This window comes from Paenibacillus sp. FSL H8-0457 (genome assembly GCF_038051935.1).
In the GTDB taxonomy this organism is placed as follows: Bacteria; Bacillota; Bacilli; order Paenibacillales; family Paenibacillaceae; genus Paenibacillus_AQ; species Paenibacillus_AQ lautus_A.
In genome coordinates this window covers 3751761-3776522 of the sequence record NZ_CP150293.1, presented here as the reverse complement: position 1 = coordinate 3776522, position 24762 = coordinate 3751761, and the positions used below count along the sequence as shown (strand labels likewise).

The following is a 24762-nucleotide window of genomic DNA, read 5'->3' as shown; positions in this document are numbered from 1 at the left end:
GCGCTTTCATTTTAGGGCGTAAAGGAGAGGATATCATGGTCATAAAGCCGCTTGGCGTATTGATCGTTGAAGATGAAATTCCTCTGCGGCAAGAGCTTCGGCTATTTCCATGGGAGGCGTGCGGAGCCGAATGGATAGGGGAAGCGAGCAACGGCTCGGAAGCGATGCAGCTATGTGCTGAACGCACGCCAGATGTCGTGATAACGGATATTACGATGCCGGTTATGGACGGCATTGCTCTCATTCGGGAACTCCGGAAGCGGCACCCGCACGTTCAGATCATATTGTTAACCTGTCACAGCGATTTTCATTACGTACAAGAAGCGCTCCGTCTTGGAGCGCTTGAATATATTTTGAAGGTGTCATTGGAGGAAGAAGAGCTTAAGCAGGCGATGGACAAAGTGAGAGCTGCGGTCATCAAGGAGCGCATGGTGCAGGAGCATGCGAGAAGGGAACAGAGGCAGCTGCAAGCCGCCTTATTCGGCAAGCTGCTTCATGGGCAAGAGCCAGCCGGCTCCGATTGGCAATCGATGACGCTAAGCGTAGATCGTCCGATTCGGCTGGTACGACTTCAGCTAGACATTCCTCCATTTGCCTATCTACCCGTGAAGGAAACGGTTCGGCAGAGACTGACCGAGCAGGAAAAAAGGGATCCAACTTGGCTGACTTGGCTGACGGTACGGGAGCGGGAATATTTTGTTCTGCTTGAAGGCAGAACTTCTGCCAATGCTGTTCTAGAGTCACTCCGCACGGTCGTTCAGCATTTGACGGAGCTGTTGAATAGGGAAGAGACCAAGCAGGGACGGTGGGCGACAGTATGTGCCCTATTTAGCAAACCGGTCACATCGAAGGAAGAAATTGCATCGGCGCTCGCCTATTCGAACGAGTGGAAAGATGCGCTGTTTTACGACCGATGTCCCGAGGAAAGCGCTGTGTACGCGCAGCATTCGCTGCCTCTATCGGATCTGACGGAAAAGAAAACGAAGGAATTAAACGAGATGCTGAGAAAAGCATCATTGTCTCTTGCGAGCTTGAAGGAATGCTTGCTTGGCGAGTTCAGGGATTGGTGCATCGCTGAGCGAGTGAAGCCAAGTCAACTGAAGGAACGGATACTCCATTGGCAGGTTGACTGGCACAGGCAGCAAGAGGGCGCTGACCTAAGCGCAGTCCGTATGGGGCTATTAATGGACGCAGGAACGTTAGCCGAGATGATTACCAATATTGTTCAGGTTATGGAAGCTGTCGAGCTAGGGAAGTCGCGTTCGCGCTTTGAGATTCGGTTGGCCGTGCAATGGATCAAAGACCATCTCAAGGAGCCGATCTCACTGCCCGTTATTGCAGAGCAGGTAGGATTGAGCCCACACTATATCAGCAAATTGTTTCGCGAGGAAACGGGGAGTACGGTCAATCAGTATATTACCCGTCTTCGTATGGAGAAGGCGATTGAGCTTCTTAGGCATTCGAATAAGAAGGTATATGAGATCGCGGAAGAGGTCGGCATTCCGAGCTACCGCTATTTTACCGTTACGTTTCGAAATTGGACCGGGGTATCGCCGACGGACTATAAACGGAATGGCTGAGAGCATGGGAGCGTCAGAACGGGCGCGAAAGAAGGGGGATAATGACGAAACTGTTTCATTGGTATGCCAGCCTTGGTCTCGCTACCAAGCAGTTTATTTATTTGTTCATCGTGACGCTGCTGCTCGTTCAAGTGCTTGCATGGCGAAACCTCCACGAGGCTGAAAGTCTGCTTCAGAATCAAGTCATTCGCGATGCAGAGCTGCTCGTCAGCCGGACGAATCAATATATCGATGCAAGTTTGGACAATGTGGAAAATATGCTGCTGCTACTCTCGACCCGCGCCGATTTGCTGGAGGAAGGGAATGAGGTGGCAGCCGTCGAGACGCTTCGCAAGTTTGCGGGGATTAACAACTCCATCGCCAGAACTTTGTACATGATTCGAGCTGACGGCCAAGTATTTGCAAGCTCGCAGGTCGTTTATGACATCATCGGCAATCCAAATCTGAATCAGCTCTATGAGCTGGCGCTTATTAACTACGGGGCCATTAACGTGAGCGAACCTTATGATTCGCCAATGTCGGGGCGAACGCTTGCTTACGTACTGCCTATTGCGGATGCTGGCAAAAAGGTGAAGGGTGTCGTAGTCGCCGAACTTAATCTCGATTTGCTCACAGAGCGTATTGCGCCGATGATCTATCAATCTTATATACTGTTCACGAAGGAAGGCAGCGTCATTAATCGGCTGGATTCCCGCGATAAGCTGCTCCCCTTCCAAGCCGCCTCGTATCCGCCGAAGCTGGAGGAGAGCTTTCGCGGGCAGCTCGCCTTGCTCAAAGTCGGCGTAAGCGGCATAGAAGGGGATTCTTTGAATCCGCTCGTTGCCGTGAAGTCGACCAAAAACCGTCTAGGCTGGTCGCTTGCGGCGTTCATCGAAGAGGATTATTTCTATCAGGACCTTCAGAGGCTGAACAACAACTACCGGACCGCGAGTATCGTATGGATCATTATGCTTCTGATCAGTGCGTATCTGCTCAGCCGATCGTTCACACATCCGATTCGCCGATTTGTCGAGAAGATGGACCGTCTTAACAACTTTGAGGTTGTGGCGAAGCTGCCTGTTACGAGAATGGACGAAATCGGCAAGCTAACGCAGAGCTACAATGCCATGCTCGAGAGGATTCAGAGCCTGCTCCAAAAGACGAAAAATGCGGAGGAGCAGAAGAAGGAATACGAGCTGAAGATGCTGCGAAGCCAGATTGCGCCCCATTTTCTGTATAATACCCTTGCCTGCATAAGCAGCTTGGCAAAGCAGCAGCGTATCGACGAGTTACGCGATACGATTCGTTCACTGGTCAAGCTGTTAAGCTTCAGCTTCGACAAGCAATCAGAATACGTATCCCTTGAGGAGGAGCTGGAAGGGCTGCGAATGTACATGCATATTCAGCAGGTGCGCTTTGGGGAACAATATCAGTTTAGGATTGATATCAATCCTGATCTTCTGCAGTATCGCATACTTAAGCTTACGCTGCAGCCGCTCGTAGAAAATGCACTCTTCCATGGACTAACGCCGAATCACGGCGGGCTTATCGTCGTGAATGGCGGGCTGAGGAAGGGGATTCTGAGACTCTATGTGCGCGATAACGGAATAGGCATCAGGCGGGAGAAGCGAAGCAGGCTGCTGTTGGAAAATCAGGACGGTGGGCAGGGCTCCATGTACCGGTTTACGGGCATCGGGCTGCGGAACGTGCATGAGCGAATTCGGATCCATCACGGCGAGACGTACGGCTTGCGGATCGGAAGCGCGGAAGGGGCAGGTACTGTGGTCCGCGTCGATATGCCCGTCCTGATGGAAAGCGACGAACGATTAGGTATTTGGCGTTAACCAAAAACGATACCAAGGCTGTCACGTGGTTTCTTCAGACCATTCGTGACAGCCTTTACTCATTTATCGTTGATATTGATGCAGATGGATCCATATTCGATGTTAATGATGATGAAGGAAATGCTTACATTTTTTACGTTTTTGTGTATATCGAGGAGACGTGAGGACCTTTATACTTACCTTATTGGAAGCGCATTCACACTGGGGAGGGATACGATGGAAGCCAATCATAGCCTAACGCCAGCCCCTCGGATACGGTTTTCTCTGCGGACAAGGCTGCTCATGATTTTAAAGTTAGCATGGCGGTTTAAAGCCTTTTACATCATGCTGCTGCCCGGCATTATTTATTTTGTCATATTTCGATACTTCCCGATGTACGGAGTCATTATCGCTTTCAAAGATTTTGCAATCCTGGACGGCATAACGGGCAGCTCGTGGGTTGATCCGTGGTATAAGCATTTTCAGAGCTTTTACGAGTCGCCTTACTTCAGTCAACTGCTGACCAATACGCTTTTGATCAGCCTCTACAAGCTGTTATGGGGGACGCTGCCGCCGATCATGCTGGCCGTACTGCTGAACGAATGCCGCATTCGCTGGCTGAAGTCGATTGTACAAACGCTGACCTACATGCCGCACTTCTTGTCTTGGGTCATTATTTTCGGCATTCTTTTGACGCTCTTATCCCAGAACGGCGGTCTCATCAACCGCTGGATTGTGGAAGCGGGGGGAAGCTCGATCCCGTTTCTGACCTCGACGGAATATTTCCGCAGCATACTGGTTGGATCGGAGGTATGGCAAAATCTCGGCTGGGGTGCGATTATCTATTTAGCCGCGATGGCGGGCATCGATCCGACGCTTTACGAGGCGGCGAAGGTGGATGGTGCGAGCCGAATGCGAATGATCTGGCATATTACGCTTCCTGGCATTAGAAGCATTATCGTCCTGCTGTTCGTTCTGAAGCTTGGCCATCTGCTTGATGCAGGCTTTGATCAAATTTACATTCTGTACAATATTCAGGTATACCCGGTTGCGGACATCATCGACACATGGGTTTACCGAACCGGTCTGCAGCAGCTTAATTTCAGTTTGGCGTCGGCAGTCGGATTGTTCAAATCGGTCATTGGACTCATCCTTGTGCTAGGAGCTAACCGTGTGGCGAAGAAATGGGGTGAGGGCATATGGTAAGAGGCCTCGATGATAAAATTTTTAACGCAATCATATACGTCATTCTCGGAATATGCGGACTTGTCGCCATTCTGCCGATCCTTTATGTCGTATCCGTATCCATCACTCCGTTCGGAGAAGTGCTGCGTAACGGCGGATTCATATTGTTCCCGAAGGAAATTACGTTTTCCGCTTACCGCACGCTGCTGACGGAGTCCAATATTCCGAAGGCGTTCCAAATAACCGTTCTCATTACGGTGATCGGAACAGCGGTCAATCTCGTCTTGACGGGACTGATGGCGTACCCGCTTAGTCGCCGGAATTTGCCGGGAAGAAACTTTTTTCTTCTCATGATCGTGTTCACCTTGTTGTTCAGCGGAGGGCTTATTCCGACCTATCTGGTCGTTAAGTCGATGGGGCTGCTCGATTCGATCTGGGCGATGATTCTGCCGAATGCAGTCTGGAGCTTTAACGTTCTTATTATGAAAAGCTTTTTTGAAGGGCTCCCGGAGGAGCTGTTCGAGTCGGCCCGAATGGATGGAGCCAAAGAGTTCCGCATCCTGCTGCAAATCGTTACGCCGCTTTCCGTTCCTGTCTTGCTGACGGTTGGATTGTTTTACCTGGTCGGCCATTGGAACGAGTTTTTTCAAGCGATTTTTTATGTGACCGATCGCACGCTGTATCCGCTGCAGGTCGTCGTCCGGGAAATTCTGATGCAAAGCCAGCAGCCGCTGGAGAACGCGGAAAATATGATGCCGACGCAGACGATGCAAATGGCATCCGTCATGATTGCGAGCTTGCCGGTCATCGTGATCTATCCGTTTCTTCAAAAGCATTTTACAAAAGGGATGCTGCTTGGTTCGATTAAAGGTTAACCGATGAAACCATTCAGAGAGGGGTTAAGATCATGAAGAAATTAAGGACTTTGCTCGTAGCCGTTTCATTAGCGGGGGCCATGCTTACGGCGTGTTCGGGTGGAAACAGCAGCGATAATCCGGGAAATCCTTCGGGCGCTACCGCCAAGCCCGGAACGGAAACGACGGAGCAGCCTAGCGGCAAACCGGTTAAGCTCGACATTATCGAGACGGGGAACAATCTTCCGTCACCCGATAAAGACATCATTAAGCAGGAATTGGATAAGGCGCTGAATATCGACCTGAACCTGACAGTATATCCAGCAGCGGACGATTACAACAATCAACTAAACGTTCGGATGTCCTCGGGGAACTTTCCCGACCTGTTCATGGTCGACCGGCAGCAGTTAATTCAATTTTCCAAGCAAGGGCTGCTGCTCGATCTGACGCCGTATATGGATAAATTGGAGCAAACGGTAGCGTTCATCGGGGAGGACAGCGTCAAGAAGGGGATGGTCGACGGGAAAGTATATGGCATCTCCAAATCTCCGCAAATCCCATACAATACCTTATGGATCCGCAAGGATTGGCTCAACAAGCTGAAGCTGGAAGTGCCGACGACCGTGGAACAGTTGGCTTCCGTAGCGGATGCGTTCACTAAGAACGATCCGGATGGTAATGGCAAGCCGGATACCTTTGGTCTAACGGGCAGCAAGCTGAGTGCATTCTCGACCGTTTTCGGAGCCTTCGGCGTCGGAATGCCAGGCAACTTCTACGAGAAGGACGGCAAAGTCGTCAATGCGCTTCATGAGCCGGCAATGAAAGATGCTTTGGCCTTTATTAAGGACATGATTGGATCCGGATCGGTTGATCCGGAGCTGCTGGCCAACAGCGGTTTGCAGCATCAGGAGAAGGCGATCAAAGGGCAGGCGGGCATCGTCTATATCGATTGGCCGAACATGACGAAGGAGCAGTTCGTGGAACAGATCAAAACCGTTAATCCGAATGCGGAATGGCTGCAAATCGCCGCTCCTTCTGGTACAGGAGGACAATTCGACGGTTCGTGGGATATCGGCGCGGCGCCTGGGAGATATGCCATTCCGAAAGCGCTTGAGAAAGACCCGGAGAAACTGCAGCGGGTGTTCGATCTGCTCAACTATATTTCGAATCCGGACGGAGGCTCGCTGCTCGTGCAGTTCGGGGTGAAGGATACGCACTTCACACTTGAGGATGGCAAGCCTAAGATGACGGACAAAGCGGGCGAAGTCGGCCATTCTTGGCTGTACCAATTCACCGGCAGACCGGAAATGGAGTATTTGCAAGCGAAGTTCGCCGCACAATCGGCTGCAATCGAATTCGCGAACGATCAACCCCGTATTGAAGCGTTGAACGGATTTGTCGACAATCCGGAGGGGTATAACCCTGCCGATGCGAATCGGTACATGGAAGAGGAGATCGCGAAGTTTATTTACGATAAACGTCCATTGACCGAATACGATGACTTTATCAAGACGCTGGAAACGTCCATGAACTACAAAGCGTTAGTGGACAGCGCCATGGAACAGCTCAAGGCGCTCGGTTACGGGGACTAAATAACGGGAACGAAAGGCCGACCTCATTCGATGCAGGTCGGCCTGTTCTATTATACGCTATGCGTTTTTCGGTACGACGAAGGATTGACGCCGCACAGTTTTTTGAAGCTTTTGCTTAAATGATGTTCGTCGGTAAATCCGCAATGCTCGGCGATTTGGGCAAGGGTAAGCGAAGAGTATACAAGGAGTTGCTTCACCTTGTCCATTCTAAGATTAGTCGCGTAGGCGCTTGGCGTTATGCGGAACTCGCGTGTAAACAGTCTTGTCAGTTGCACCTGGGTTAGACCAAGCTCCACAGCGATCGACTTCAACGATAGACCGAATTCTGCTTGCTGCTGAAGCAAATGCAGGGCTCGCCCAAGGGTCGGATCCTCGCTGAACAAGGTCATCGTATGCTGCTCAGATTGCTCAATCTGAAGCAAATAGAGCAGATCCCTGAGAAGATGTTTCTTGTACGTATGACCAATCCCTGCATGCAAGTATTGGGCTTCGCGAAATTGAGAGAGGGTGGATTGGAAGCGTTTGTGGTTCAATAGCCGAAGCTTGCCGAAAGTCGGGAAATCCGCCGCACGCGGCGGCCCCTCTAGGGAATTGATCCATTGAAACCCCATGAGATGGAATGATAAACCGTCCGTTTGCCGGTAGAAGGTTAGATCGGGCGGGCATAATACGATGTCATCCTTGACCGCCCTTCCGCTTTGGCTGCCCATTCTGTAATTAAAAGCGCCTTCTTCGACGATGAACAACGCCCAATGATCATATGTATCATGCGTTTTCTGAAATTGAGGGGTATCCTTCACGTAGACATGGTATTGCAAATCGGGATCGAGAAATCCGCTGAACTCCATTGCATGACAACACCCTTTCGTATATTGAAATTATTTACAAGGGAAATCGATTTTTCTTACATTATAACATGATGGTTCGGCAAATATAATATAATTAAATACAAGTAGGAGGTATAAAGGATGAAGACAGCCCATTTGGAAATACCGAAATTAATGGAGCAATTTCATGAACAGGGGTATTTGGTTATACCAGATATTTTGTCGCAGGAAGAGGTAAGCCGGCTGAATGCCGCGATCGACGAAATTATCTCGATTGAACCGGAAGCGCTTTCGCACAATATTTATAACAGCGTAGAACGCCATGCCGAGATTGCTGCATTAATCGATCAGCCTGCCATTCTTCCGTTAATCGTTAATTTGCTTGGCCACAACATCCAGCTTCATATCTCCCACCTCACGATCAGACAACCGAATCCAAGCGAAACCCAAACGGACACGCACAGCTTTATCGATTGGCATCAAGACGGTCCGCATCCGCAGTTTCCTGTCATTAACGGCTTGACGGCAACCTATTATATTAAGGTTTGTTATATTTTGAGCGATATGTCAGAGCCGGATCGCGGCAATACGAAAGTGATTCCGGGCAGTCACAAGCAGCCGTACAATCCGAATCACAAGGATGTGCGCCAGCAGCTTGACGGAGAGGTACAAGTGTGCGGAAAACCAGGTGACGTCTTCGTGTTCGCCCAAAACTTGTGGCATGCTGGCTCGCCGAATCGCTCCACATTCACAAGAAGGCAGCTGTTCCTGGGCTACAGCCCGATCTGGATGCGTCCTATTGACTATCACTCGGCGTCTGTGAGTCTGCTGATGGACGCCGATCCGATACGCCGCCAGCTGCTTGGACAGATCAGCGACAACAAATTCAATTATTACGTTCCAGAGGAATCGATGGTGCCTCTCAAATCCATGCTGATCCATCCATCCTCGAAGTAGCTATCACTATCCATTCGAATGGGAAGGATTTTCATCCCTATTGTATTCGGTAGAAGAATGAAGAAAGTCAGGGTTGGTTATGTTGATACCACGGTGCCCTAACGATAGCTCAAACGCACCAGGAAGCAGCTTGCCGCCGGCAGCAGCTTCAAAGTCCATTAAATATAGGGCAGAATAGATTGAGATCATGTGCGGTGAACCGTAATTACAAATCATGGCAAGTTTTTTTCGATTGACGGCAATAAGAATACGTGATACCTTGATGGCAGGATAATAAAGGCAATGCAACCTTCGGGTTCAACCTCGCTGAAAAGTGGGTTGGACCCTTTTTGCATTCCAAAACTAGGGGAGGTTTCGTAATGTTGAGAACAGAATTGCTGTTACAGCGGCTGGGCGAGATCGGCAAGTCGCTCGAACGCAAGGGGGGAGCTCTTTTATTATTAGGCGTTGGTTCCGTTGGGGTCGAAACTGAACGGTTGGATGAATATTCGGATTTAGATTTCTTTGTCATTGTAGAGCCAAGGGAGAAAAACCGATATATAGACCGGTTGGATTGGCTCGAGGACGTACACCCTCTTGCTTATGCGTTTAAGAATTCGGATGTTGGCTACAAAGTATTGTTCGAGGATGGTATTTTCGGGGAATATGCTGTATTCGAGGAGTGGGAGCTGGCGAATGCGACCTATACGGAAGGCAGAGTCATATGGAAGAACCCCCTGTATTCCAATACGGCCATCGCCAAACCTTCCAACCCGGTCCCCAACCTAAAAGTGGATTCCTTGGAATTTCCTATGAATGAAGCGTTAACCAATCTATACGTGGGGCTTGGTCGCTATGCAAGGGGAGAGCGTCTCTCCGCGACAAGGTTTGTTCAAGGTTACGCAGTGGATCGGATTCTATCCGTGCTCCATCTGCTGGAGCAAGAGGTGGACTACTTTCCCGATCCGTTCGGCAACGAGAGGCGGCTAGAGAGGAGATACCCGCGTTTTGCTGGAATCATAGGAGATATGATTCAGGGATACGATCATGTTCCAGAATCGGCACTTCGTATTTTAAATTTCATAGAAGAGGTGTATCCAGTCAATCGAAAGTTAAGCGATGAGATACGGCGATTGGCTAACCTGACTTGCCGATAGAATTCTGTCGAGGGACAAGAATTGGGGCAATTGCCGTAAGGGACAAATTGCTGACCAATTCTTTGAAGGTACACTAGAAAAATGACCCTATTGCTTTGTGCAATCAGGGTCATTTTTACAAGATTAATGAGTGGCGAACCGAACCTCCGTAATGCTGCGCTCCTGACGGACATATCCAGATTTATATTGATCATGCCGGCATCCCAACATGCGTCTGTTTTGGTCGAATGTGCGTTTATGACCGTCTGGCGAACGAGCTTAAAGACGCTGCCGCAATACCTATTTTGTAATGTGGGAGCGGGCAATCGTTTAGGGGGGCCGATAGGATTTAAAGGACTTTAAGCGTTATCTAAAATTTTTGGCAAAGCAGCACACTACAGGGCCCGGCCAAGTCCCAAGTCCATTCGCAAACTGTGTTGGAAAAGACCAGAAATAAAAGGATCGACCTCTACTCCCTCTGGGCTGCCACCCCTACAATAAGATACAAGACAGAGAAAAGTAGGTGGAGATCGTGAGCAAACGCAGCGGAAGAGAAGGCACTCTCCTGTACGCCGGCGGACGGCGTTGGAAGCTGATTAGAGGCAACTTGGATATGTATTTGCTGCTTATACCGGGCCTTGTGTTCTTGTTATTGTTCAAATACACGCCGATGTACGGGATCGTTATCGCCTTCCAGGATTTCAACATCTTCGGCGGCATATCCGGCAGCGAGTGGGTAGGGATGGCGCAGTTCGAGAGGTTGCTGCAATCGGATGAATTTCTGCAAGTATTAATAAATACGCTGCTCATCAGCTTGTACAAAATAACGATTTTATTCCCGATTCCGATCGTCATCGCGCTTATGCTCAATGAAGTGCGGCGCATGTTCTTCAAGCGGACGATCCAGACGATCATTTATTTGCCGCATTTCCTTTCCTGGGTCATTATCTCGGGGTTGTTCCTTAACATCCTGTCACCTACCGGCGGTATCGTGAACGAAATCATCCGTTCGTTCGGCGGAGAGCCGATCTCGTTTTTTACCGACAACAGCCTGTTCCGCAGCTTGGTTGTCTTCACGGCCGGGTGGAAGGAAATCGGCTGGAACGCTATCGTGTTTATCGCCGCGATCGCGGGTATCGAGCAGGAGCAATACGAAGCAGCAGCCATCGACGGGGCGGGGCGGATCAGACAGATGTGGTCGATTTCGCTTCCGGGCATGCTGCCTACCATCGTGTTGATGTTCATCCTGCGGATCGGCAGCCTGCTGGAGGCGGGGACGGAACAAATTTTGACCATGTATAATCCGCTCGTGTACGAGACCGGGGACGTCATCGGCACCTATGTATACCGGATGGGACTCGGCCAGCAGGATTACAGCTTCAGTACGGCGGTTGGCCTATTCAACTCAGCGGTCGGATTCCTGCTAATCGTCATGGGCAACATGCTCAGCCGCAAATTCCTGAATCGCAGCATCTGGTAAAGGAGGAACGACCATGTATAGGAAAACTGTCAAAGATTTCATGCTAGATGGCTCTATCTACGTTCTGCTCATCGCGATGGGGCTTATTACACTGCTTCCGTTTGTAAACGTATTTTCCAAGTCGATCAGTGAAGAGTGGGCCATCCTGTCGGGCCGAGTCGGAATTTTCCCGGTCGGCTTTCAGCTCGAAACGATGAAATTCGTCGTCACGAACAGCCAGTTTCTAAACTCGCTCTGGATATCGGTGCTGATTACAGTCATCGGTACCCTCGCATCGCTGCTCATTACGGCGCTGACCGCTTATCCGCTCTCGAAGCGCGAGCTACCGGGGATGGGCATCATCATCATTTTGTTCATCTTCACGATGATGTTTAACGGGGGCATCATCCCCAACTATCTGCTCATCCGCGAGTTGGGCCTCATTAACCATCTAGGCTCCCTCATTTTGCCGGCGCTCATCAGCGTGTTCAACATGCTGGTCATCAAGAGCTACTTTGAAAGCTTGCCGGCCAGTCTGGAGGAATCCGCCAAAATTGAAGGCGCGAGCAATTTAACGGTTCTGTTCCGTATTATTTTGCCGCTAAGTGGTCCCGTGCTTGCGACGATTGGTCTGTTTTACGCCGTTTATTATTGGAATGACTACTTCAACCCGATGCTGTACATCAACAGCTCGTCGCTGAAGCCGTTGCAATTGTACCTACAGGACATCGTCATGAACGCCGATACATCTTCGGCGCTTGACAAGACGGCCGACGATCTCATGAACGTGCCTGCGGAAGGCGTCCGATCAGCAACGGTCATCGCATCCACGATTCCGATTCTGCTCGTTTATCCGTTCCTGCAGAAATATTTTATCAAAGGCGTGCTCATCGGTTCCGTAAAAGGTTGATGGCAGGCATGTAAAGCAGCTTTCCTAAGGCATTAACTTTTCCAGCAATGGCGATGAACGTCAAGGCATGACTTCAGGTACCGGAGAATTGCCCCTTCATCGGGACGTTGCGGGAAAATTAATGATATAGATTATATTAATTGCAGGAGGGTCTCATTATGAAAAAAGCATTCAAATTGATGTCTGTCATGGCCATGTCTGCGCTTCTGGTAATGACTATGGCTGCTTGTTCCGGCAACGGAACGAACACAGGCAACGGAACGAACACGGACAACGAAGCGACGGCCAAACCGGATGCGGAAAAGCCAGCCTTAAAGCGACTGAACGTATGGCAGAACGAAGAATACAATGCATACCCGGTAGCCAAGCTGCTCGAAGAAAAAACGGGCTATAAAGTGCAATACGATATGCTGCCTCAAGACAAGTGGGCGGAGAAGCTGAACCTAATCATGTCCTCCGGCGAAGCGTATGACATCGTCACTTCCTATAACGACATGGCTTTATATTCGGATTATGCGCAAAAGGGTGCGCTCGTCGACCTGACGCCGCTTATCGACGAATTTGGCCCAAATATTAAGGCGGCTATAAAGCCCGAATCGATGGAAGCGCTTAAGGTAAATGGCAAGCTATACGCAATCCCGGTAACCGTTACGTATGATATCAACAGCTCCATACTCATCCGTACGGACTGGCTCGATAAGCTGGGTCTGTCCATGCCGACGACGACCGAAGAGCTGACAAACGTTCTCACGCAATTCAAGGAGAAGGACCCAGGCGGCAACGGCGACCGCAATGTACCACTTACGATCAAGGGTGACCAATCGATGATTGACAACCTCGTAGGCGCGTTCGGCATTTCCAATACTTGGAACGACGTAGACGGCAAGCTCGTGCCGCGTGTCATGGACCCGGCATTTAAGGATTATGTCGCTTACGTAGGCAACTTGTACGAGAAAGGATTGATCGACCGAGAATTCGTAGCCAACAAAGACGCTACAGCGAAGGAGAAATTCGCAAGCGGCGTAGCTGGCGCCATCGTTGTTCACTGGGCGGACATTCCGGCCATCTCGGATTCCCTTGCGAAGACCAAGCCGGAGGCCAAATTCGCTTTCGTGCCGGCGCTCAAGGGGCCTAACGGAGAAGCCGGCTTCGCGGCAAACGCCGGATTTGACCGTCTGACGTTCATTCCGAAAGCATCAAAGCATCCGGAAGATGCGATCAAATGGATCAATGAAAGCCTGGAGCCGGAAACGTTCAAAAATATGGCGATCGGCGTGGAAGGCACGCATTATAAAGTAGTAGACGGAGCATACGAGCCAATCCAGCCGATCTTCACCGACGAGCGCAACTTGGCGAATAACTACATGGCGGGAACGGATGAAGAAAACTATCCGCAATACTGGCAAGCGCGCGTTCGCAAAAACCCGGTTATGTTTGATGCGTTTAACTTCCTGAACAACGAGCAGCCAGCCGAAGTGAAAATCAAAAACGTTCTGGGTCTTGCTCCGTACATGCAGCAATATTCGAAGACGAATCAGCAATTGAGCACCATGGTTGGCGACTACACGGTCAAACTGATCGCCGGCGCGGAGTCCATCGATAGCCTTGCCGACTTCCAATCCAAGTTTATGTCAGCGGGCGGGGAAGCGGCTTCAAAGGAAATTAACGATTGGTACGCAACGACTAAATAAAAAACAGGATAAGCGGTGGTGATCCTTTTTTGCTCACACCGCTACTTCGATCTAAGGGAGAGATCATCATGAAACATGCAATGTATTCGTTCGAACGTCAAGTGAAAACCCATGCCAAGGCCGACGTTGTCGTCATCGGAGGCGGACCTGCGGGGACGGCCGCTGCCATTGGCGCGGCGAGACGCGGCAAACAGGTGATCTTGCTGGAGAAGTCCGCTCAACTCGGGGGGATGGGGACGCTTGCCAACGTAAGCGTGTTTATGCCTGTCGGCAATGTGACCGGCATCTACCGCGAGATCATCAAGGAGATGCTGGCCGACTATCTGCCCGCAGGCCATGACGAATCGGTCGCGCCGCAATATTCGCCATTTTTGCTTCGCCAATACTTGAATGACAAAATGAAAAAGGAAGGGGTATCGGTCTACTTCCATTGTGAATTCGTGGGCACGATCCGCAGCGGCAGCGGGATCGGTTCGGTTATCGTCTCGACGCGCGAAGGCCTAAGGGCGATAGAAGGCGATGTCATCATCGATTGCACGGGCGATGCGCGAGTAGCCATCGATGCGGGTGTACCTTACCGCACGGGCCGCGAGTCTGATGGACTCACGCAGCCGATGACACTTATGTTTACGATGCAGGATACGGGAAAGCCAGTAGAGAAGATACTTCCGGAAGGCTGTTATTATTACGAGGAGGTATCCGATCTGCCGCAGGGGCGCAGGTTATATTGGAAGCAGCGCGAAGACGGCGTTTTGCTCATTAATATGTCGCGCGTCAAGGCGAACGGAGCCGATATGGAGCAAGTCAATTACGCGGAGACCGAAGCGCTTAAGCAGGTGTTCTCGATCGCGCATTATTTGCAGAGAACGGGCTTCGAGACATACGCCATCGCACACATCGCACCGCAGACAGGTGTTAGGGAGACCAATCAAATTGAAGGGCTGTACACGTTGACCGAACAAGATGTTGTAAGCGGCACGCGTTTCCCGGATGTGGTCGCCCAAACAAATTACGAGATCGATATTCATAGCCCGGATGCGGGCAAGACAACCGACGAGCGCCGCGTAGACGGCTACGATATTCCGTATCGCACGATGGTGCCTGTTGGCGATATCGACAACCTGCTCGTTGCGGGCAGATCGATTTCCGCAACGCATGTCGCAATGTCTTCGATGCGCGTCCAAGCGACTTGTTATGCGCTGGGTCAAGCAGCAGGCATTGCGGCCGCGATCTCGCTCGAAGACGCCGTGCCCGTTCGCGAAGTAGACATTGACAAAGTGCAGGCCGAGCTTGCCAATCAAGACGCTAGACTGTTAGGCCGTTAAATTAGGAGAAGGGAGATGGCGGGCGATGTATCGATTGCTTATCGTGGATGACGAACCGGCGGTCCGAGCGGGCTTGCGCGCTTATTTCGATTGGGCCGCTTACGGAATTGAAGTGGCAGGCGAAGCGGATGATGGAGACGTGGCTCTTGAGATGATCGCCCGCGATCAGCCCGATCTTATACTAACGGATGTCCGGATGCCGAACATGGACGGTATTACGATGTCGCAGTGTATCTCGTCCGAATATCCGGCCATGAAGATCATATTCGTCAGCGGGCACGACGACGCCGATTATCTTAAATCAGCGATGAAGGTCAGCGCGGTCGACTATATATTTAAGCCGGTTAATTTGCAGGAGCTGAGTACGGTCATCAAGCGCGTCGTTGCCGATCTGGACGCGGAGAGCTCCGAACGGATTTATAAGCAGGAGCTGCTCGTTAAACTAAAGGAAGGTATGCCGCTCCTGCGTGAGAAGTTCCTGCTCTCCATGATCAGAGAGGGTGCGCCGAAGTCGGAATTGGCGGAGCGGGTGTCGTTTCTGGGATTGGACTTGCCCGTGAATGCTTCCTATTGGGTGATGGTCGTCTGCGTGGATGATCTTGCCGATGTGATGGCCAGCCGTTCCGAGCGCGACCGCCAGCTGCTGTGGTATTCGGTGCTGAACATTTACGAGGAGCTGCTGGATGCGCATCTGCGAGGGTATGCCTTCGAGCAACGTACCGGCGAATTTGTAGGCGTGCTGAAGGTATCGGAGCCCGGCGGCGATTCGGTATCCGAAGCGGCGGAGGCACTGTTTGCGCTGGCCGGCGATCTTCGCTCCAATCTGGAACGCTGGCTCAAGATCGGCGTGACGATCGGCATTAGCGATATGGCAGGCGGCTTATCCGGACTGGCGCCAGCTTACAAGCAAGCTCGCGAAGCGGTCGATTACAAGTGGTACCTCGGCAAAAACCGTATCATCACAATGGACAGTCTGGAGAGCGCAGAGCCGGAGGAAGGCGCCATGCGGAAATACGATTACGAGCTCAATGAGAAGCTGATTTCCGCACTCAAGGCGGACGATGAGGACAAGATTAGCGAAGCCGTGGAGATGATTTTTGCCAGCTTGTCCTACACCCGCCCGGACGGCCTGAAGTACGGCCGCAATCTGTGCATGCAGCTCGTGCTCGCAATCGGACAGCTGCTCATGGAGCTTGGCGCTGGGGACCCCGAACTGGAAGTTATGGAGGGAGAGCTGACAGAGGCGTTGTACGCGAAGGAGACGTTAAAAGATATGCGGGGGCTGATCGAATCGTATCTGGCGACCGTCGGGGAACACATTCGGGAGAAGCGGACTGGCAGGGTGGCAAACGTCATAGAGCGAGTACGCGGGTATATCGATCAGAACTACGCCAACAACGGGCTTACCGTAGCCGATATCGGCAAGGCGGTCTATTTGTCTTCCACGTACGTCAGTCTCCTGTTTAAGCAAGAGACGGGGCAGACGGTGGGCGAATATTTGACTAAAGTGCGCGTGGATAAGGCGAAGGAGCTGCTGCGCGATCCGCAGTACAAGTTTTATGATATTTGTTACGCGATCGGATATACCGACCCCAGTTACTTCTCAAAGCTGTTCAAAAAGGTAACGGGTGTTACACCTAGCGCATACCGGGGGTCTCATGCGTAGAGCCTGGGTCGCCGTAACCGGCTTGCTTTCGCCGCTGCTCCAGCCAGCGGCGATTCGCCGTTTCTCGATCCCCCGTTCTTGGTTAATCGCGTATCTGCTGCTCATTGTGCTTCCGGCGGGCATTTTCTTGTATGGTTATTACGCGCGTTCCGCGGATATTCTGAGGAGCGAGGTCATTCGGACGATGCAGCAAGCGCTAAAGCAGGCCGGGAGCAATCTCTCCTACCGGCTGGAGCGCATCGAGGATATTAGTGACGCTGCATTCATGAACGCAAACCTGCATTCGTACTTATCCATTAATTCGGATGATCAGTCCATCGGCACACAGATCAAGGTGATTGAGGATTTGCGGTATTTGGTCGAGACCGTACAGTCTAACTCCGACGTGTTTCATGTTCGGGTGTTCGTGGACAAATCTAAGCTGTATGCAGAAGAGAGAATCAATTTCTTTACGCTGGATAGCTTGATGGTTAGACCGTGGTTTCATTCCATCATCGATGGAAACGGTGGGATCGTATGGACGGGTGTCTACGAGGAGTCGTATCTCGGCGGCTCCAATGAGACGATATTATCTGCTGCCCGAATGCTGCGGGATCCCGATAATTATGACAAAGTGTCCGGTGTGCTCATGATCGACGTCCGTCAAGACATCGTCTCCAATATTTTATCCGATCTTCAGTTCGCCCCGGGCACAGCAGTTTACCTTGTTGCTCAGGATGGCTCAATCGTTTATCATCCCGATGAGGCACTTATCGGCAAGGCGGTTGATCCTCACCTATTGGATGCGCTGAACGAGGGGGCGGAAGGAACAAAGTCGCTTCTGCTGAACAATGAACAAAGCGACGTGCTGTATACGACGCTTGCGCCGACGGGCTGGAAGCTTGTCGTCCAGGGAACGGAATCCCAGCTGTCGCCCGCTACGCAGCGACAGACGAAGCAGTCAGAGTGGCGCTCGCTGATTGAATATGTCGCGTTGTTTCTGATCCTTCCGTTTGTCCTTCTGGCGATTATCGTGCGGGGGATGAACCGGCGAGTCAACCACGTGATCACCGTCATCCGAAAGGAAGGGAAGGAGGGCAAGGAAGCGATCGACGGTCTGCATGAGTTACCGGCGGTTAATGGTGACTTCCATATGCTGGAGCGAAGCGTCGACCATCTGATCCTAAGGGTGCGTACGCTCGTCGAAGAAAACTACAGAGCTGAGATTCGCGAACGGGAAGCCCAGCTGTCAGCGTTGCAGGCGCAGATCAATCCGCACTTCCTTTACAACACGCTGGATACGATCAACTGGATTGCCATCGGTAAGGGTGCAACCGACATCAGTATGATGATCGACAGTCTCGCGAAGTATTTCCGTCTCAGTCTCAATAAAGGAAATACCATCGTAAGCGTTACGGACGAGCTGAGGCTGGCAGAGGTGTATCTCGAAATTCAGCAGAGCCGATTTTTCGGCTCGTTCGATTTCAAGGTGGCGGCGGGGGATGAGTTGAAGGCATATCGCATGCCTAAGCTTATCTTGCAGCCGATTGTCGAGAACGCGTTGCTGCACGGCATACGCAAGGCGAAGGACCGGAAAGGGCTTATCGATATTACGGTGGAGTTGGATCAAAGCGATCTCGTTTTCGTGATTTCGGACAACGGCATTGGCATGGACGAGGAGATGTCCCGCAGTCTGCTGACGGAGGAGCGAGTCAGCCCTAGTGATCACACGGGCAACGGAAGCTCCTACGGCTTGTTTAACGTGAACGAGCGGATCAAGCTACACTCTGGTGAGGGGTATGGCTTGAGCATCTCGTCGAAACTCAGTGCGGGTACCTCTGTCACCGTCCGGATGAAAGCAGAGTTTATGACCACCCGGGTTTCTGAAGAAAATAAAGTTTAGCTGCATGCGATAGGGGATCGGGGTTATCCTGGCATCGTCTACGAGCAATAATTGCAGAAGTCATTCGTTGAGTCGGCCTCATTGAAGGGTGGAGACACAGTATCGGAACCTGTTAGAAAGTCGCTATTATAGCGGCTTTTTTGTTATATCGATACAAGTTCATGTCTCGAGGACAAGAACTTGCATCGATTGCAGCAAAGGAAAAGAACATGAACCGACTATTAGTTAAGTCTACATGCAACTTCATTGATCTAACGAACTGGAATATTGAAGATCCAACAAGCTGAAACGTACCATAAGTAACAGCAAGTCTTTTCGGGAATCGTCTACATACTCATTCATCCATAGCTTGCGAGCACAGCTCCTGAAGATGTCGGCTGACGATCTGCTCAATTGTCTCCGGCGTGTAGAGCTCCGGGCGGAGCAAAGCGAGTATCGTCAAGCCTTCGACAATCGCGGCCAATCTTAATGTTTCAAGTTGAATGTCTACCGAAGGGAGGAGAAGCTTCGCCTCAGCTAGGATTTCGAGGACGGCTTTAGTCAGGTAGTGGAGTCCGTCCGTGAGCTCGTCTTTTTTAGCTTGTAATGCCAGACTCGCGAGGGAGCGGATGGCGAAGACCCACCAGACGCCGCCGGCAGTTCGTTTTTCTGCATCCAAAGGGAGCAGTTGTAACAGAATTTCCCTCGCAGCCTTCATCGGAATAGGGCTTATTTCGAGGCGCTCTTCTGCTCTGGCAACTCCTCTTGTCAAATAATAATCCACGATAAATAGCAACAGCTCGTCCTGTGTTGAAAAATAATGCCGCAATGCGCCGGGTGATAACCCTGCCGCAGCTGCAATGGCACGGATTGACGCGTGTTCGATCCCTTTTTCTTTAATAATATTCCATGCTGATTCGGCGATCAGTTTTCTTTTTTGTTCGTGATCCACGACTTTCGGCAAGGCTAACGCCCCCTTGTTTTATTTAGCACAATGAATTAAAATAAATAACACACTGTGTTATTTAGAGTTTATTTAGTTATATCGCGTCGCAAATAAAACGTCAATAGTATTGGACTTTGTTGTGATTGACGGGAGGGAAGCAATGCTAGAGCAAATCGATGGATTTTTTCGTTTTCGTACCACCTGTTATCATTGCAGAAGAGAGTTTTATGTCATTGAGGGGACTCAAGCTTACGACCGTGTGAAACGAAATTTCAATGGAATGCATTGCTGCGAAGATTGCAAAAACAGGATCGAGCTTGAAGCACGATTGCAGTTAGGAAGACGACTGTTGACCGGCAGAGATTAGGTTGCAGGACAGAAGGGGCCATCCTGAAAAGGATGGCACTCGTCATACTTGCATGTTACAGGCAGAATTCATACTCATATAGGGAAGGAGCTTAGCTCCATTGGGTATTACATGCCTCGGCAATGTCAAGGGACAAGAACATGGCCCCAAGGAAGTCGCTAATTTAGCGGCTTTTTTGTTTTATCGGTACAAGTTCTTATCCCGAACAGCGGACAAGAACTTACGTAGCGCCAATGACAATTATCGACAAGTTAGATAAAATGCCGCGTTTATTATAGCGGCTCCTTGAGTGCGAAACGTCTGTAAACCGCACCGTAGTGCGGTTTTTTCGTGATTATCTCATCAGATACGGCATTTCCGGACATAGAATGGTTTTGTAAGAGCTTGTTCAGGGACAATGCATCCCTAGACAAACAACAATTTCAACGTATGCTCTGGAAATAGTTTCATCAGTCGACATTCTTGACCGGCAGTCAAGTGAAACTGGCTGATAAGAAACAACATCAAGTACTCTATTATCTACATTCGTTTCCAGTGGATGCTTTAAATAATCCTCTCGGTGTCGTTCTGATTTTGATTGACCAGTATCAAATCAATCAGATATTAAGCAAGCTGGATAACCGCCAGAGGCTTTAAACATTAAAAGCTTTCTTGTCAAGGGACAAGAACATGGCCCCAAGGAAGTCGATTTTTTCGATTAAATAATTATTTAACTAGAGTTTACAGCTATTGATTAAGCAATCAATCGGGTAGTTCTTGATAATCTTGATCCTCAACAGCCTCGTAAAGCTTAAACCTCTGCGGGGCTGTTCCTTTCGTGTTACTGATTTTAATTCGAGTTAATATGTTTTAATATATATTGACGTGTATATACGCCATAGTGTATATTTTGTTCAGTAGATCACCAAACATGCAGTTAACGCATTATTTACTTTTGCCGGACCCCATCGATTCAACATGTTGTGTTACCAAGGAATGGACCCGAATTGGTAGGGGTAATCGCCAAGCGCTAGGCATTAGGCATTAGGCAGCCGCATGATAACTTCAAGGAGTATATGCTGGAATACAAGAAGAAGGAGGATTTATGACAGGTATCAACAGTTTTATCGCGAACTACATGCTGAATTATCGCGAAGTCTGGAATCAAAGACTGGATTCCCTTGAAAGCTACCTAAAAAGGATGACTACAAAAGAACAGAAAAACAATCATTCGTAAAAACCGCGATCGCAGAGAACTCACTATCAAGTGTAACGACGCTGAAGCGATGGACCTGTATTGATAGGATTCACCGATGCGAATGGTATCATGGCTCCTGATATAGTAGCAAAAGCTGTAGCAAATTCCGAACGATAAGGAGAATGGGAGAATGACGAATCTTATAACGTTGGACCGACTAGTAGGTACTTGGCAAATCAGCGGCGGAGCAGAAGGAACGGTAACCTATGAGTGGATGGAAGGCGGGCACTTTTTGATACAACGCGTCCATCTTTCCCAAAATGGTCAAGAAGTGAAAGGGATCGAGATGATTGGGCATTTAAAACCCTTCGGCGAAAGCAAGAGTCCGGATATTCGGTCCCGATATTACGATACGTTAGGCAATACCTTCGATTATGTGTATGAATTGGAAGGAGATACGCTCGTCATATGGGCTGGAGACAAAGGATCGCCTTCCTATTATAAAGGGGCATTCCGCTCTGACGGAGATACCCATTCGGGGGCATGGCATTATCCTGGCGGAGGAGGCTATGAAACGACGATGACGAGAGTCTCGCCAATAGGAGGGATTGGGATTGGTTAAGCAGTTGGTCATGGCAAAACCTTTAACGGTGACAGCCTCCATATTCGCGCTAGTGTCAATTTTCTCAGGAGCATTGTTCGTGCTTCTCCTATGCAGCCTGCATCTGCTGCAGCCCGAATTTGATCCAACATGGCGTTTTATCAGCGAATATGCTCTTGGCGACTTCGGTTGGATGATGCACCTGGCTTTTGGATTGCTGGCTCTTGCTCAAATCAGCGTAGCAATTACGATATTCCCGCATATTCGTACGGTTACGGGATACATTGGACTTGTTATTCTTGGAATCAGTGCAATAGGCGTAATAATCGCAGGTATCTTCGTGACCGATCCTATCTCCGTTAGTCCGGATGATGCGACGTTTAGCGGCAGCATGCACTCTATCGGTGCGATGCTGGACTATACGCCGTTAGCCGCATTATTGATCAGTCTTTCGTTATGTCGACTTGATGTTTGGCGTCCCATGAAGCGAGTGATGCTCACAATCGCGATGATTGCAATCGTCGCGATGCTGGTATTCGTTCTTCAAATTCCGCAAGACGGGCAATTCGGACCAGAGGTTTTGGCCGGTATGTTCGGACGATTCTTAATCTTGGCGGAGATTACGTGGCTGATTGTTGTAGGGGTTCATGGAGCCAAGCTCGGAGCTTCTAAATAAGTGTAATCGAGGTAAACGCAAAAGAAAAAATACATGTTCGTAAACCGGCTGCATTGAACTTGCTGCCGGTTTGCGTCTGAAAAAGGGTTTTTCGGTTCAAGTACACATGCGGGAAGAAGGATATTAACCATGGCCGTCATTGTGGATCGGAAGAGGTTAGGCGGAGGCTCTCATAATACTTGAATAATTCATTCGGAACGCAAATCCCCGAAACCCTAGCTGTATCTAGGGTTTTTGGGGATTTTCTATTGTTCGTATTAAATCTAATGTCATGAGCAGAAAAGTGCCAATCCGTTAGACGGGCCTCTTTTTTATAAAACTCTATTAGCGAACGATAAAATTGTCTTAACTGGAAACTTTTTTTTATAGTGTGTTAATCTGTAGTGGACTCCATTTAAAAAGAGGGATGTTACTTGAAAAGAAACGTATTATATATTGAAGATAACGAGAAAATAGGCAGTTGGGTAAAGGAAGAATTGGAACAGCGAGGGTATTCAGTTCAGTGGCTGCTAACTGGTGAAGGAGCCGAAAAAGAAGTCAATCAGCAAGACATTGTTATTTTGGATATCATGTTACCCGGTTTAGACGGATTTACTGTGGGAAGACGATTAAAGAAGACAGCTCCTGCTGTTCCTATTTTGCTGTTAACTGCTCGAACATCGATAGATGATAAAGTAGATGGTTTGCAATTTGCTGATGACTACTTAACGAAACCATTCCATACAGATGAATTAGTCGCAAGAATAGAAGTATTAATCCGTCGTAGTGGTGGATCAACATCCGATCGCATTTCGTTAGGAAATCAGATTGAAGTAGATCCGGAAGGTCAAATGATATTTGACAAACACACAGGAGAAGAAATTATATTAACAGGGAAACAGCATCAAATCTTAATGTACTTCATACGCCACCCTAATCAAGTTTTAACAAAAGAACAAATTTATGAAGCTATTTGGGAAGAAGCTTATATAACAGGCGATAAAACACTGATGGTGCATATCCACCGACTGCGTCAAAAGCTGGAACGTCATCCCGATTCCCAGGAGATTATTGAAACGTTGAAGGGTATAGGCTATCGGGTGAAATTATGAAGCAAAACAGATCATTATTTCGTCGTTTTCTAAAAGTACATTTTCTATTTATCTTTTTTCCTCCGATTATGATTATTTTCATCAGTGCGTTTTTTGGGGTTTCAGATATCCATGATAAAAATGTAAATACGTTAAATCTGTTTTACGTTACCGTACTAGTGTTTGGTTTTATTATTGTCGCATTTGTGATCTTATCTTGGCGCTTCTTCTTGAAACTTCAAAGACGTCTTGCCCGCTTGCAAGAAGTCATGTCATTTTCAGCTAAAAACAACTCATTTCCTAAAACCATATCTGTTCAAAATGATCGTATGGATGAGATAGACCAGTTAGGAAGTTCTTTTAATTGGATGATTCAGCAGCTTGAAGACAGTCGCAAGCGAGAATATGAAGAGGAGTTATTACGACATCGACTCATTGCGAATTTATCTCACGACTTACGAACACCGCTTACCATTTTGAGAGGACATGTCACCCGTTTAAATAAAGAACTCATGAGTCAAGAAGGACAAAACTCGTTAACAGAGATCAACCATACGATTACAAGAGTCGGAGATCTAATGGATGATTTACTGTCCTATACATTGCTTACCTCGGGAAAACATCCTTTTGTGCCCGTTTCAACAGATATTGGACGTCTAGTAAGAGCATCTGTTGCTGCATGGTATCCTGTATTTGAAGAAAAAGAAATTCAGCTTGATGTTGATTTACCGGGAGAGGAGACTTTTTATTGGGAAGCAGATCCTAATTGGATGACACGAGTTTTGGATAATTTATTTCAGAATATTCTTCGCCATGCAGCAGAAGGGAAATATGCAAACATTATGGTTGATGTAGAAAAAGAACAGATCATTATTGCAGACAGAGGTCCAGGTTTGGATAACTCTTCCTATGAGCATGGGGCAGGGATTGGTTTATCGACTTCAAATTATATGTTGAAAAAAATGAAGCTGAGAGCTGACTTTACCTCAAATGAAAATGGCACAAGTGTAGTTATTGGTAGAGCGTAACCCAAAGGTAACCCGGAAGTAAACACCATGATAACCGTGATGTAACTTTGCTACTTTATAATTGGAACCATAA

At 49.1% G+C, this 24762-nt stretch carries 19 protein-coding genes; 17 read left to right on the top strand and 2 right to left on the bottom strand.

Translation table 11 applies throughout. From position 1 onward, the window contains the following. Positions 1–35 precede the first annotated feature (35 nt). The 5 genes from MHI43_RS16585 to MHI43_RS16565 all read left to right on the top strand — a co-directional run bounded on the left by MHI43_RS16585 (position 36) and on the right by MHI43_RS16565 (position 7013). Entirely contained in the window at positions 36–1580 is a 1545-nt protein-coding gene (locus MHI43_RS16585; protein ID WP_036660547.1) for a response regulator, read from the top strand. Between the two features lie 41 nt (positions 1581–1621). Next, positions 1622–3403: a sensor histidine kinase gene (locus MHI43_RS16580; RefSeq protein ID WP_036660546.1), complete on the top strand. Its 1782-nt coding sequence runs from the start codon at positions 1622–1624 to the stop codon at positions 3401–3403. 282 nt (positions 3404–3685) lie between these two features. Next, positions 3686–4588, top strand: a complete 903-nt coding sequence (locus MHI43_RS16575; RefSeq protein ID WP_235201676.1) for an ABC transporter permease subunit — start codon at positions 3686–3688, stop codon at positions 4586–4588. Then, on the top strand, positions 4582–5442 hold the full coding sequence (locus MHI43_RS16570; protein WP_015735485.1) for a carbohydrate ABC transporter permease: 861 nt from the start codon (positions 4582–4584) through the stop codon (positions 5440–5442). Before MHI43_RS16575 ends, MHI43_RS16570 begins: the two co-directional genes overlap by 7 nt. A gap of 32 nt (positions 5443–5474) precedes the next feature. Then, positions 5475–7013 (top strand): extracellular solute-binding protein, encoded by a 1539-nt coding sequence (locus MHI43_RS16565; RefSeq protein WP_036660544.1) that lies wholly within the window; start codon positions 5475–5477, stop codon positions 7011–7013. A 50-nt stretch (positions 7014–7063) separates the two neighbouring features. On the opposite strand, the gene MHI43_RS16560 is transcribed toward MHI43_RS16565, so the two are convergent. Next, a complete protein-coding gene (locus MHI43_RS16560) occupies positions 7064–7861 on the bottom strand; it encodes a helix-turn-helix domain-containing protein (protein WP_015735483.1) in 798 nt (265 codons plus the stop codon). 120 nt (positions 7862–7981) lie between these two features. On the opposite strand from MHI43_RS16560, the gene MHI43_RS16555 reads away from it, so the two are divergent. The 8 genes from MHI43_RS16555 (at position 7982) to MHI43_RS16520 (ending at position 18845) form a co-directional block, all read left to right on the top strand. Then, positions 7982–8797: a phytanoyl-CoA dioxygenase family protein gene (locus MHI43_RS16555; RefSeq protein WP_036660543.1), complete on the top strand. Its 816-nt coding sequence runs from the start codon at positions 7982–7984 to the stop codon at positions 8795–8797. 359 nt (positions 8798–9156) lie between these two features. Then, positions 9157–9933 (top strand): hypothetical protein, encoded by a 777-nt coding sequence (locus MHI43_RS16550; RefSeq protein ID WP_036660542.1) that lies wholly within the window; start codon positions 9157–9159, stop codon positions 9931–9933. A gap of 511 nt (positions 9934–10444) precedes the next feature. Further along, positions 10445–11392 (top strand): ABC transporter permease subunit, encoded by a 948-nt coding sequence (locus tag MHI43_RS16545; RefSeq protein ID WP_051425299.1) that lies wholly within the window; start codon positions 10445–10447, stop codon positions 11390–11392. Between the two features lie 13 nt (positions 11393–11405). Continuing rightward, positions 11406–12281 carry a carbohydrate ABC transporter permease gene (locus MHI43_RS16540; protein ID WP_036660541.1) on the top strand — a complete coding sequence of 292 codons (876 nt, stop codon included), beginning with the start codon at positions 11406–11408 and terminating at the stop codon, positions 12279–12281. Between the two features lie 158 nt (positions 12282–12439). Further along, entirely contained in the window at positions 12440–13972 is a 1533-nt protein-coding gene (locus MHI43_RS16535; RefSeq protein ID WP_036660540.1) for an extracellular solute-binding protein, read from the top strand. Between the two features lie 68 nt (positions 13973–14040). Next, positions 14041–15297 (top strand): FAD-dependent oxidoreductase, encoded by a 1257-nt coding sequence (locus MHI43_RS16530; RefSeq protein WP_015735477.1) that lies wholly within the window; start codon positions 14041–14043, stop codon positions 15295–15297. Between the two features lie 25 nt (positions 15298–15322). Further along, positions 15323–16963: a response regulator gene (locus MHI43_RS16525; RefSeq protein ID WP_036660539.1), complete on the top strand. Its 1641-nt coding sequence runs from the start codon at positions 15323–15325 to the stop codon at positions 16961–16963. Continuing rightward, positions 16956–18845 (top strand): sensor histidine kinase, encoded by a 1890-nt coding sequence (locus tag MHI43_RS16520; protein ID WP_036660538.1) that lies wholly within the window; start codon positions 16956–16958, stop codon positions 18843–18845. Before MHI43_RS16525 ends, MHI43_RS16520 begins: the two co-directional genes overlap by 8 nt. 334 nt (positions 18846–19179) lie before the next feature. On the opposite strand, the gene MHI43_RS16515 is transcribed toward MHI43_RS16520, so the two are convergent. Next, positions 19180–19788: a TetR family transcriptional regulator C-terminal domain-containing protein gene (locus tag MHI43_RS16515; protein WP_015735474.1), complete on the bottom strand. Its 609-nt coding sequence runs from the start codon at positions 19786–19788 to the stop codon at positions 19180–19182. Between the two features lie 1716 nt (positions 19789–21504). Between MHI43_RS16515 and MHI43_RS16510 the strand changes: the two genes are divergently transcribed. From MHI43_RS16510 to MHI43_RS16495, 4 genes are all read left to right on the top strand, one after another. Next, positions 21505–21936, top strand: coding sequence for a hypothetical protein (locus tag MHI43_RS16510; RefSeq protein WP_015735471.1), 432 nt, complete (start codon positions 21505–21507; stop codon positions 21934–21936). Continuing rightward, complete coding sequence (locus MHI43_RS16505; protein ID WP_036660537.1) at positions 21929–22591, top strand: DUF998 domain-containing protein; 663 nt, start codon at positions 21929–21931, stop codon at positions 22589–22591. Before MHI43_RS16510 ends, MHI43_RS16505 begins: the two co-directional genes overlap by 8 nt. 413 nt (positions 22592–23004) lie before the next feature. Continuing rightward, the gene (locus tag MHI43_RS16500) at positions 23005–23682 is read left to right on the top strand and encodes a response regulator transcription factor (RefSeq protein WP_036660536.1); all 678 of its coding nucleotides are present in this window, start codon (positions 23005–23007) and stop codon (positions 23680–23682) included. After that, entirely contained in the window at positions 23679–24689 is a 1011-nt protein-coding gene (locus tag MHI43_RS16495; protein WP_036660535.1) for a HAMP domain-containing sensor histidine kinase, read from the top strand. The genes MHI43_RS16500 and MHI43_RS16495 overlap by 4 nt, the downstream gene beginning before the upstream one ends. Positions 24690–24762 lie beyond the last annotated feature (73 nt).